The sequence below is a fragment of the Flavobacterium reichenbachii genome (assembly GCF_002217435.1).
Classification (GTDB): domain Bacteria; phylum Bacteroidota; class Bacteroidia; order Flavobacteriales; family Flavobacteriaceae; genus Flavobacterium; species Flavobacterium reichenbachii.
The window spans coordinates 1-11,514 of sequence record NZ_MUHF01000036.1; the positions used below are offsets into that span (position 1 = coordinate 1).

8 protein-coding genes are annotated in these 11,514 nt (G+C 33.0%); 1 reads left to right on the plus strand and 7 read right to left on the minus strand.

The features are described 5' to 3' along the window. The 3 genes from B0A68_RS22865 to B0A68_RS22875 all read right to left on the minus strand — a co-directional run. On the minus strand, nucleotides 1–3,545 hold a 3,545-nt coding region (locus B0A68_RS22865), incomplete at its 3' end, for a DUF11 domain-containing protein (RefSeq protein ID WP_123947542.1). 11 nt (nucleotides 3,546–3,556) lie between these two features. Then, entirely contained in the window at nucleotides 3,557–4,261 is a 705-nt protein-coding gene (locus tag B0A68_RS22870; protein WP_123947543.1) for a hypothetical protein, read from the minus strand. 514 nt (nucleotides 4,262–4,775) lie between these two features. Beyond that, the gene (locus B0A68_RS22875) at nucleotides 4,776–5,732 is read right to left on the minus strand and encodes a helix-turn-helix domain-containing protein (RefSeq protein WP_165770642.1); all 957 of its coding nucleotides are present in this window, start codon (nucleotides 5,730–5,732) and stop codon (nucleotides 4,776–4,778) included. Nucleotides 5,733–6,174: 442 nt separating this feature from the next. Between B0A68_RS22875 and B0A68_RS22880 the strand changes: the two genes are divergently transcribed. Beyond that, entirely contained in the window at nucleotides 6,175–6,582 is a 408-nt protein-coding gene (locus B0A68_RS22880; protein ID WP_089069790.1) for a helix-turn-helix domain-containing protein, read from the plus strand. Nucleotides 6,583–6,840: 258 nt separating this feature from the next. Here the strand turns inward: B0A68_RS22880 and B0A68_RS22885 are convergent, their stop codons facing one another. From B0A68_RS22885 to B0A68_RS22900, 4 genes are all read right to left on the minus strand, one after another. After that, on the minus strand, nucleotides 6,841–7,437 hold the full coding sequence (locus tag B0A68_RS22885) for a YdcF family protein (RefSeq protein WP_165770643.1): 597 nt from the start codon (nucleotides 7,435–7,437) through the stop codon (nucleotides 6,841–6,843). Nucleotides 7,438–8,142: 705 nt separating this feature from the next. Then, nucleotides 8,143–8,706, minus strand: coding sequence for a hypothetical protein (locus B0A68_RS22890; protein WP_089069792.1), 564 nt, complete (start codon nucleotides 8,704–8,706; stop codon nucleotides 8,143–8,145). A 167-nt stretch (nucleotides 8,707–8,873) separates the two neighbouring features. Next, nucleotides 8,874–10,115 (minus strand): hypothetical protein, encoded by a 1,242-nt coding sequence (locus B0A68_RS22895; protein WP_089069793.1) that lies wholly within the window; start codon nucleotides 10,113–10,115, stop codon nucleotides 8,874–8,876. 292 nt (nucleotides 10,116–10,407) lie between these two features. Next, a complete protein-coding gene (locus B0A68_RS22900) occupies nucleotides 10,408–11,298 on the minus strand; it encodes an alpha/beta fold hydrolase (RefSeq protein WP_084679027.1) in 891 nt (296 codons plus the stop codon). Nucleotides 11,299–11,514: the final 216 nt, after the last annotated feature.

Here is an 11,514-nt window from a genome sequence, read left to right on the forward strand (position 1 = left end):
GTAATTACATAAGGGAAACTTACTGCTGTTGCTGAATTAAAATTCGCTGCAGGCGTGAACGTAATCACTCCAGAAGCTGAAATATTTACTGTTCCGTTTGGAACTGCAATTGATTGAACACCTCCTGTTAAAGCTGTTCCGTTAATAGAAGCAATTGTCAGTGTATCGCCGTCAATATCTGTATCGTTACTTAAAGGAGTTAACGTAACCGTGTTGTCTTCTGCAACTGTGTAAGTATCTAAAACTGCTTTCGGAGTATCATTTACTGCCGTAACCGTAATTTCGATGTTCGCTGCTGCGTTTAATAATCCGTCCGTAATCACATAAGGAAAACTAACTGCCGTAGCTGAATTAAAATTAGCTGCAGGCGTGAACGTAATCACTCCAGAAGCTGAAATATTTACTGTTCCGTTTGGAACTGTGATAACCTGTACTGAACCTGTTAAAGCTGTTCCGTTAATAGAAGCAATTGTCAGTGTATCACCTTCAACATCGGTATCATTACTTAGAGGAGTTAACGTAACGGTGTTGTCTTCGGCAACTGTATAAGTATCTAAAACTGCAGATGGCGCATCGTTTACTGCCGTCACCGTGATTTCGATATTCGCTGTCGCGGTTAACAATCCATCCGTAATTACATAAGGGAAACTAACTGCTGTTGCTGAATTAAAATTCGCTGCAGGCGTGAACGTAATCACTCCTGAAGCTGAAATGTTAACTGTTCCGTTTGGAACTGTGATAACCTGTACTGAACCTGTTAAAGCTGTTCCGTTAATAGAAGAAATTGTCAGCGTATCGCCGTCAATATCAGTATCATTGCTCAATGGAGTTAAAGTAACGGTGTTGTCTTCTGCAACTGTGTAAGTATCTAAAACTGCTTTCGGAGTATCGTTTACTGCCGTAACCGTGATTTCTATATTCGCCGTTGCGGTTAATAATCCGTCCGTAATCACATAAGGAAAACTAACTGCCGTAGCTGAATTAAAATTAGCTGCAGGCGTGAAAGTAATCACTCCTGAAGCTGAAATGTTAACTGTTCCGTTTGGAACTGTAATTGATTGAACACCTCCTGTTAAGGCTGTTCCGTTAATTGAAACAAGAGTAATAGTATTACTATCAACATCTGTATCGTTGCTTAAAGGTGTTAAAGTAACCGTGTTGTCTTCGGCAACTGTGTAAACATCTTTTACTGCAGTTGGATGATGATTTACAGTTGGTGTAACTGAACCAGAATCATTTCCTGAAGCAGGATCACTTTGCAAACCAGAAATAGTAGCTGTATTGGCATAAGAACCTGTCGAATTTACAGTTGCTACCATAGTAAGAGTAGTACTTGCACCATTCGCAAGATCTCCAATAGTCCAATCTGGTGCTGACCACGTACCTGTTGAAGGCGTAGCACTTACAAAAGTATATCCTGAAGGAAGATTATCTGTAACCTTAACTCCTGTCGCAGCACTAGGTCCTGCATTAGAAGCTGTAATTGTAAAAGTTACATCATTTCCAACATTCGGTGTAGTATTATTTACTGCTTTGGTTACCGAGAGATTCGTTTGAACTAAAGGTGTAGCCGTAGCAGAATTATTCCCAACAGTACCGTCAGGATTATTTCCAGAAATACTGGCAGTATTAGCATACAAACCTGTTGCTTTTACTGTAGCCGTAATGGCAAGAGTTGCACTGCTGCCGTTGGTAAGAGACCCGACAGTCCAGTTTGGTGCCGACCAGATACCTGTTGAAGGTGTTGCACTTACAAAAGTATATCCTGACGGAAGTACATCATTCACTGTTACTCCTGTAGCTTTGTATTGACCATTATTTTTAGCTGTAATAGTAAACACAACATTATTTCCAACACCTGGAGTAGCATTGTCTGCTGTTTTTGAAATTTGAAGATCTGCAGGACAAAGTGCTCCTTCAAAACTTCTGTTGGTTATTGTAGTACCTCCGCACGAAGTGGTAACTGTATATCGAACTTGAACTGTACCAACACCGGTAAAATTTAAAGTCTTTCCATTTAAGGTTCCCGGGCCGCTTACAAGCTCTAATGTTCCTCCTGTAGGAGTTGGATTTAATAAAACAGGATCATCAATACAATATTTAGAATCCGGTCCTCCTCCTAATGAAATTGGCTGAATAACTGGATTTGATTCTGCACCGCAAATCTGTACGTTGGCTGTTGCAAAAGTATAAGTAGTCTCCGTTACATCATCAGTTGAGCCATTCCCCATACTACCACTATACCTATGACCAACATAACCGAATCTTGATTCACAGGCTTTAACAATCATTGAGGTATGTCCTCCTGTTTCCACAGCTAAAACTCTATCAGAAGCAGATATACCAATCGGCATAACAGGATCTATAGTGGCGCTAGTACTTACACCTCCAAGTAAACTTTTATTATTTTGTCCAAAAGCATATAGATTATAATTATTGTTTATGACATTCACAGCGCCATATTCAGTATCATGTTCTTGTACACTAAACCACTTAATATTATCCATAACAGGACCATTTACAGCGTTATATCTTGGTTGTACCCAAGATAATCTGTTTACAGGGTCCCAGTCACCCAACTGTTTGTTTGTATTTCTTCCTACAGCGTACAAATTACCATTAGTTGCTAAAACATAATAGGATTTTACTCCGGTTGGTCCAGTTGAACCAATCATTTTTGGAGTTATCGATGCAGGAAGCGTCATTCGTGCAGCTCTGGTTTGATTCGCTATGCTGGCGTTGTTATCTCCTAAATAAACACTAGTCCCCCAAACATACACTGTACCATCAGATTTCAAGGCCATAAGACTGTTATAACTTCCTCTACAAGCAACAACGTTGGTCAAAAATGGATTACCATTCTCTGTCGTAGTTACTTGATACCAATTTAATGCATCACCTGTGGCTGCATTTCCTCTAACATTTGCAGTTTGAGAAATAACCCATACAGCTCCGCTGCAAGTTGTTATAGCTAATGTTCCATAGGTGGCAAACATCATTTTTACATCACTGGGATTTACACCAGTTGGTAATCCGTTAGCATTTCCGGCAATTGTGATTTTCTGAAATGTTGAACTAGGAGTAATACTGGCAGCTAAAACGGCTCCTGCTGTACCCCATGCATACAATCCATCTGTAGCCAAAACTATTCCTTGAGTAGAATTAGAAGAATTACTCCCCAATGCTCCTTTTAATACTGTAGCTCCAGCGCTTAATGCAGGGAAATTTGTTCTGTTAATTGTTCGGGATGTTGTTAAATTGGCTGTTCCGTTATTTGCCATCCTTTCTCCCCAAACTTGAAGAGAACCGTCGGAAGTTCGTACAATAGTACTATGAAAACTTGATATAAAGTTATCGTATTCTATTGATGATGCATCATTATTTGAGTCAGCTCCAAAATTAGATAAATTGGTACCTGAACATCCTGAAACTGGAATTGCACATTGTGCATTTGAGACCTGACTGAATATAAAAAATATAAAAAACAAAGCAATTGCCCTTTTTACATTCAATACTCTATTTAAAGTAAAGTAGTTTTTTATCATAAATAACTTGATTATTTTATTACCTGAGGAAGATTGTAGGTCTGAGCCTGATTGTTAAAATCATGAAAATCAAACATCAGATACGTTTCCTGATTGACGATTCCTGATACTTTATATTTTAATAATTGGGTTTTATTACCAATAACAATCTCTTTTTCTACTGGTTCAACAGTAAATGAAACTCCTAATCCCGCAACCGACATACCCGGTGCAGGTAATTTTGTATTGGAATTATCTTTTGTAGTAATTGTTGCAGGAACCGTAATTATCAAATCTGAATAATTTCTTCCTCGCGCAATCTTCTCAGAAAAAGTGATTTTAGAAAAATCAAAAGACATTCTTACAGGTTCTACTTTTACCTTGAATCTTTCGGCAAATTGCGGGTGATGACATGCTTCATCATGCTTTTTAGTTTCCTGAAAATTAATCTCGTACTCTCCAGGCTGCTGAAACACATAATTATTAATTTCATTACCTCGCAGCGTTGTGTAGATATTATTTTTAGAATTAGATATCGTCCAGGTGATGGTTGGATCTATATCATCAAAATCAATTTTTTCTCCAAATGAAATCACTTTATAAAATTGATTGGACGCAAAACCAATTTTATCCTGAGCCACAGCTGAATAACCAATTAATAAAATAAAAACTAAAAGAGAAACAACCTGTTTTTTTAAGTATAAACCTGTGGTTGAAGCACTTTTTCCTATCTGCATAAAAAGATTGTCTGCAGATACCAACAATAAAAAACTAACCAAGAATTGCTTCAAAGTCCGATCTTTATTACACGTTAAATTTTTTAAATAAGTAAAGTTCACCATATATAATCAATAATTAAAAATTTCAAATAAGCATACAAAAGCCCTGTACGCTCAAATATCATTTTTTGATATCTGAGCGCATTTTCCGTATTAAAAAAAAACATACTAAAATACTGTCAAAGCAGTAAGGATAAGAGTTGACAGTCAAATAATTGACCTCTAAAAATTGTCAATCCCTTCTTTTTCTCGCCAAATGTATATGAAAAATAGAGCCACGAATAGTCAATTCGGACATTTTTTAGCTTAGAAAGCAACGGTGATATCCTGAAAGAAAAAGTCTACGCAAAAACCGTAATGATTAAATCATAAATACTAATAACCAAACGATTACAATTTTATTAAGGAAGAAAAAATCAAAAAATAAAAGCGTAGAAAAAAAACTTTTTTGGAAATTTCGTTTTTGAAATGTCTAAAAACGCACCTGAGACGGCAGTTTTCCAAATCTTTTTTTGAAACTTGATGCAAACCTTCCAGCCGAATCATGACCAGTAATAACCGCTATTTCCTGAATATGAAAATCTGATTTTTCAATAAGCTGCATCGCAAGAACTAAATTCTTTTCTTTATGATACTGAAGCATCGAAAAGCCAAAAACAGCTTTAAAGTTTGCTTTTAATTTTGTGGGAGACGTATTAACTTCTTTGGCTATAAAATCGATACCAATAAAAGGAAGATGTAAATTTTGCAGTATAATTCGTTCTGCTTTTGCAACATTAAAATAATCTAAATTGCTTAGCGAAATATTATCTTCTATACGGCTGTCATTAAAAACATTATTAAAAAATTCAGCCATTAATTTCATTGAATTCTTTTTTAAAATCAAATTCGTTTCCTCAATATTATCGGTCTGTTTTATAATCACAGTTAAATCTGCAGCAATTTTATGTGCTTTTTCCGAAATATCCAGCCATGTATAAGATCCTCTTTTGCCATTTAAAAATTGTAATATCGCTTTTCGCTCTTTAAATGTTTTCGATGTAAAATTCTTTTTAACCCAGTCTTTTTTTAAGGCTATACTAAAGAATTTTCCGTTAGACTGTTTGTAAAAGTAACTTGATATCTCGGTATTGGGTTTACTAAATGTCCAGCAAATGCTGTCAAGAGTTAACAAATCTCCACTTTTTAAAGGAAATTTATATTCAAATAAGGAAAAAGTTAAAAGATAATAATCACTAGATACGCTCTTGTCATATTTGGATAAAGCAATGATATTTTCTTTTAGATTTAGAAAAAAACCAAAGAACCAAAACCCCTCTTCAATTTCTCTATAATATATTCTGGCTTTTGATAAAGAAGTATTTATACTCAGTAACTGCTTTGTTTGAGAATGCTTTGTAATTGGTAATTTTGCTATGCTATCGAGCATTATTTGTGGAGAATTAAACAAATAAGGAAATTGGAAAAAACCATCTTTTAGTAAAAAAAGATATTTTTGAATATGTTTGGGCCAATTATTCGTAGTCATAAAAGTTATTAGTGCGTATATTCAGTATTGCTGCATATATAGATTAAGGTAAAAATAAAAAAAGTATTTCACTTTTTCTGGATTTTGAATTTGAAATAAAGTAAAAAAAGAAGATAACTATTGAATTTAAAGCAGCATTTTGGATATTTTATTCTTTTTAGTAGTAAGGAGATTTAAAATTTTTAAGCAAAATTGCAATCTTTCAAAAGGATAATCTATTCTAAAACCAGCTATAATATCTGACAAAAAGGGATCTTTTACGCGATATTTTTTTATCTTTGAAACTCAGGATTTTTATCCAAATGGCTTTATCTTTGAGCCTTTAGAAAAATTGATATTCATTATGGAACAGAAAATACATCAGGGAAGAAACGTAAAACGCTTCAGAGAAATGCTTGGCATCAAACAAGAAGCTTTGGCTTTTGATCTGGGAAATGACTGGAACCAGAAGAAAATTTCTATGCTCGAGCAAAAAGATGTAATTGAAGATACTATATTGAATCTAATCTCTAATTCTTTAAAAATTCCTGTAGAAGCTTTTCAGAACTTTGATGAAGAACAAGCTGTAAATATTATTTCTAATACTTTTGGAGAACATGCTTTCAGTAATTCATTTAATTACGGAACAATTAATATTAATCCAATTGAAAAATTAGTTTCACTTCACGAAGAGAAAATTGCTTTGTACGAGCGGATGTTGAAAGAGAAAGACGAAATGATGGTGAGGCTTGAAAAATTAATCACTAAATAATTATTTGTAAAATATATTAATTCAAAAAAGAGGCTTTCGAGTCTCTTTTTTTTGTTTGATTAAGTTAATTTACATAACCCGATCGCGCGAATTTGTAATCCGTGCATGGGAAGAATTTCCACGCTATCGTTGCGCATATCCGAGCGATTGGGTTTTGGAACTGCGTTGTTTCGGTAAGTTAAGAGCTTTTCTGGAATGAAAAACTCCAGGCACGCATAGACCGAAAATTGCGCTGAGCGTCTGTATTGGCAGTTTAATTTAGTTATAGTGCCCTAAAATTAAATTGATATTATAGTAAAAAGATTCATAAAGCAAAAATTTTAATTTGCTTGTTGTTGATTTGTACATGGATGTTTTTGTTGGCGATGGATAGCATGAAATTCCATTACCTTCGCTTAAAAGAATTGATCTTTTCATATGAATTGGATCCGAAATAATTAATGCAGAAGTAAACCCTTTTTTATCCATAATTTCTTTTGCGTATTTTAAATTCGTATAAGTTATTGTGGATTTCTCCTCAATAAAAATATGTTCGATTGGTACACCGTTTTTTTGAGCATAAATTGCCGCAGCTTTACTATCTGAAATTTTTTCTTTTTCAGAAAAACCACCCGTGAATATTACGTTTTTTATTGCGCCTTTCTTAAATAATTTAATCGAATGATTTACTCGTTCTTTAAAAACCGGCGAGAGTGCAGCATTTTTTGCTCCAGCTCCTAAAACAATGCCTACATCAGAGGTGTTTTCATAATATTCTTTTGAATAATCATAAATACGAATAGCGTTAATGATTGTCCAAGCAAAAAACAAAACTAGCAGTATTAATAAGATTCTTAGTAGTTTCTTTTTTTTCATAGTTACAATGTCGCTGTAAATTGCCCCTAACGTTTTGGTACTACAGTGGGTTGGGTTTGGAACTAAATTAACCCCATTATTCGGATTTACCAAATCATCCCAAATACAAAACCAGTTTTCCATTAAGCTAAATGACCAAATCCGTTGTAGTGGCTGTTAGTGGCTGGCTTTATATTTATTCCGAGTCAAATACTTTCGTATTAATGTCAAGATGCTTAAAAAAACGGAATATATAAAAAGAAATTTAAAACTTTTAGCGTGAAAATTTCTTATGATTAGTAATGTTAAGAAACAAGAAACTAAAATAAAAAAGATGATTGTAATGTACTTTAATGAGGGTTTAATTTTTTTTAAAAAATCAAAATTATTTAAGAAAGCAATATTAATAAAGGGAATATAGATAAGAAAAAAGAAACTCATTCCTAGTAAAACATCCATTCCAAAATCTATTCCTGTCATTTTTATAATTGTTAGTTCTATAATTTGGGTAAAATAATAATTATATTTTTTTTTGATTCTTTATTTTGCGAAATTTTGGCTAAGCTTGCCACCAACGTTCTGGTACTACAGCGGGTTTGGACTAAATTAAGTCCTATTTTTGAATTTGCCAAATCATCCCAAATACAAAACTAATTTTCCATTAAGTCTGTTGCCCAAATTCGTTGTAGTAGCTGTTACAAGCTGGGCCTTTTGTCGGTTGTTCTTTTATCTTAATTTTATTCCTTGTCTTTCAAGTATGTCAGCACCATTTAAAATACCAAAACTTCCAATTTTCCTTGTCGCCAATTTATTGTGAATATGATATTTTAATTTTCTTGAAGTTGCTTGTATTTCTGCCCAATTCCAATCATTAACTTTTCCATTGAATGTTATTGAACTTTCATTTTTAGAGGCTCCAACTTCATTAAAGTGCCCAATATGAGATTGATTTAGTTCATTGTTTTTTAGACCTCCAAAATATAATTGTATTAAGCCCCAACCATCAGTTGCATAGCGAAAAGTATTTCCTTTGCAACGTTTTGGGTCAAGTTCTATTTTTCTGAATATTGGTTTACCTTTATGTCTCGGCGACCAAAGTTGAAATGTAACTTCAAATTTATTTCCATTATCAAGGTCAAACTTTGAAGTGATTTCGTCAACCGTTTTATACTCACAAACTTCTTTTCCATTTTCTGAGCTTAAATCGTAAACGTGTAGGTCGGTTTCGTTGAAAATAAAATCAAGAATTTCTAATTTGTCTGCCTTGTTTGCAAAAAAGTTATAGGTCATTATTCTGTTGTATTTTGGATGTAGCCTTACTGGTAACGTCCCCGCGCTACAAGCAGTTTGGGATAAAGGAAGCCTAATCTTCGGATTTGCCAAATCTTCCAAATACAAAACCATTTTTCAATTAAGCCTAATACCCAAATTGCTTGTAGCGTGTGTTGGCGGTAGTGCTATTGGTGATGAATTGCAATCTTTTCTGCTATTCTTTGTACCAAATGTAAATATGGAATTAATAAATTATTATTATTTGGAGTTGGTAATATTACCTTATTTTCTCGACTTTCTCTTAGGTGAACTAGCACGTTTCTAATTTTTTCAATATTTGATTTCACGCTTTTCATAATACCTTTTGGTTCGTTTTCAAAAGTTTCATTTGCATTTATTAATGCTTGAATCTTTAAACCTCCATCGAATATCAAGTCATTCGAAAAATAATCTTTATTAGTTTCTATTTCGAGTTTGAAATCATCCCAATTACAAAAATCAATAATAAGTTTTTCTAATTTTGCGCTGTCATCATTTTGTTTAAAGTGGTCTTTAAATTCCTCTATAAGTAATTTACTGTAATTATTTGTGTTATTTAGTAAATCAGGTCTTTTAATTATATTAGTTAGTCGTTTTTTTAAATCGTCATTTAAATGATAATATGCACAATATTCTAAAACTTGAAAATAAAAAATAAACTTTAATCTTACATTTGTAGTTTTTCTGGAAATTTGAAATAAATCAAGTAGAATTGGGTCAATCTTACTTAAATTTATAATTTCTGGAAATTTTTCTTTTGTTGTATAACAAGGAGTTTCATATATTTTTTGCTCTAAGTCTTGTTCAAATATTACTATATTAGGTGTCTCTCTATCATAAAAACTCATATAAAAGTTTAGATGTTTTGCTAAAGAAACAAAATCATTAGATATTGAGTTAAAATCCCCTGAAATGAAAAAATTTATTGGTAATTTATTTTCCATTAAATCTTTAATATATGCGGGTAGAGTATCTTGATTATAATAATCACGAAATCTTCTCAAATTTCTAAAGTCTGTATCTGATGAACTATCAGTTTCAGTTTCTTGAAATCCTTTTGCCAAAATTTCAAAAATATCAGTTGGTTTTTCAAATGTTGCTTGAAATTCTATGCCATTATAGAAAAAATTAAACTTACGACCAATTAAAATATTATCTGAAATTAGTGGAGCATATATGACTTCTAATTTATTTGAATCAATATGATATATTGCCGATAATTCTATTGGAAATACAATTTTTCCAAACTCCGAAAAATTTGTTTCTTTTTCTAAATTACAAGAAAAAGTCTCATCATTCCACATCTTTTGGATATTTACAAAGTTATCAACTTCTGTAATTTCGATTGTTGAATTATGTTTTTTTAGTAATTCTAAATTTTCTTTCATTGTAATTATTTCGTTTTTTTTGGTTGCATTACCGCCAACTAATATATACTACTTATAACATCAGACATATCAGCCCAAAATTAGGTAGATATGTCTGATAAAAATAAGGGTTTATTTTTCAAATGTATATTTTTTTCATTACAAATTATCAAAAAGACTTTAAATTTGATTGATAAATTTTGGTACTTAGAGGAGTGTATATGCAAACAAAAAGTAGAGAAAAAATTAAGATAAACATTTTAAAATATTGCAATAATCAAGATAAGCTGGTTAGATATTTGTGACTATTCATTTATTGCATCAGAAATGTATTGATATACCCGACAGTCAATATTGGTTCCTGATGCTGTGGAGCGTGACCAGCGTACGGAAGTATGATAATTTGTACCGTAGGAAGTTCGCGAAGCAGCGGAAACCAATTTTCTACGGCAGCACTAATATCGTTATCTCCTGAAATTACCAAAATTGGAATGGCAGTTTTTTTAAGTTTCTCTCTCAGTCCTTCCTTGTCTTCTGCAGCCGCTGCTCCCGCTTGAAAATACAGCTGAAAAACCTCCATTGTCGACGGAATTTTAGACACATCAAGTCTCTTGCTTATTCTTTCGTAAGAAATTTTAGCTGCGTCTATTGATTTCTGAGATTTTGGTTCGTAAAAAAGAATAATTTCATCATCAAAATCATTTAACGGTTTTACAGCGGCCTGCAAAAAAGCCGGCCCAATATCAACTATTCTTTGTCCTACCGGCACAGAACCTATGATCACTGCATGCGTTATAAGTTCTGGATACTGCAACGCTGCAGCTTGAGCGATAAGTCCGCCCCATGACCATCCCAATACTGCTGTTTTTTCCAATTTTAAATAAGACGCTAAATCTTTTATGTCATTTGCTACAGAAATTACATCAGTTGGCAGAGTTCCTGTAGAATATCCAATACCAGTGTAATCAAAGGTAATGACACGATAGTTTTTAGAAAGTGTGTCCAAAAATAAAGGATCCCAGGTATCAAGAGTTCCTCTAAAACGGTTGCTTAAAATTATAGGCGATCCACTTCCTATGGAGCGATATGCCAGTTTTCTTCCAGAAAGTGCTGCATACTGAGTTTCACTGCTGCGTGCAGTATCCTGGTCTTTTTTGCCAATTACGGTGGTCAGGATTAATACATTTGAATTACTTGTTTTCATAATATAAATTTTATTTTATGGGATAATAAATTATTATCTATCAGCTGAAAAACAGCATCTTATAAAAAATTAAGACGCTCTGAATATGATACAATTTAAATACCATAATTTAAAAACCTGATTATCAATAAGTAAAACAAATATTAAAGAAATATTTTTTTTATATTTCACAATTCTTGTTTATAGATTTATGAAATATGATAAAATATCAGTACC

Coding starts and splice junctions, on each gene's coding strand:
- B0A68_RS22870 (WP_123947543.1), bottom strand. CDS start 4,261: ATGCAGATAGGAAAAAGTGCTTCAACCACAGGTTTATACTTAAAAAAA.
- B0A68_RS22875 (WP_165770642.1), bottom strand. CDS start 5,732: ATGCTCGATAGCATAGCAAAATTACCAATTACAAAGCATTCTCAAACA.
- B0A68_RS22880 (WP_089069790.1), top strand. CDS start 6,175: ATGGAACAGAAAATACATCAGGGAAGAAACGTAAAACGCTTCAGAGAA.
- B0A68_RS22885 (WP_165770643.1), bottom strand. CDS start 7,437: ATGAAAAAAAAGAAACTACTAAGAATCTTATTAATACTGCTAGTTTTG.
- B0A68_RS22890 (WP_089069792.1), bottom strand. CDS start 8,706: ATGACCTATAACTTTTTTGCAAACAAGGCAGACAAATTAGAAATTCTT.
- B0A68_RS22895 (WP_089069793.1), bottom strand. CDS start 10,115: ATGAAAGAAAATTTAGAATTACTAAAAAAACATAATTCAACAATCGAA.
- B0A68_RS22900 (WP_084679027.1), bottom strand. CDS start 11,298: ATGAAAACAAGTAATTCAAATGTATTAATCCTGACCACCGTAATTGGC.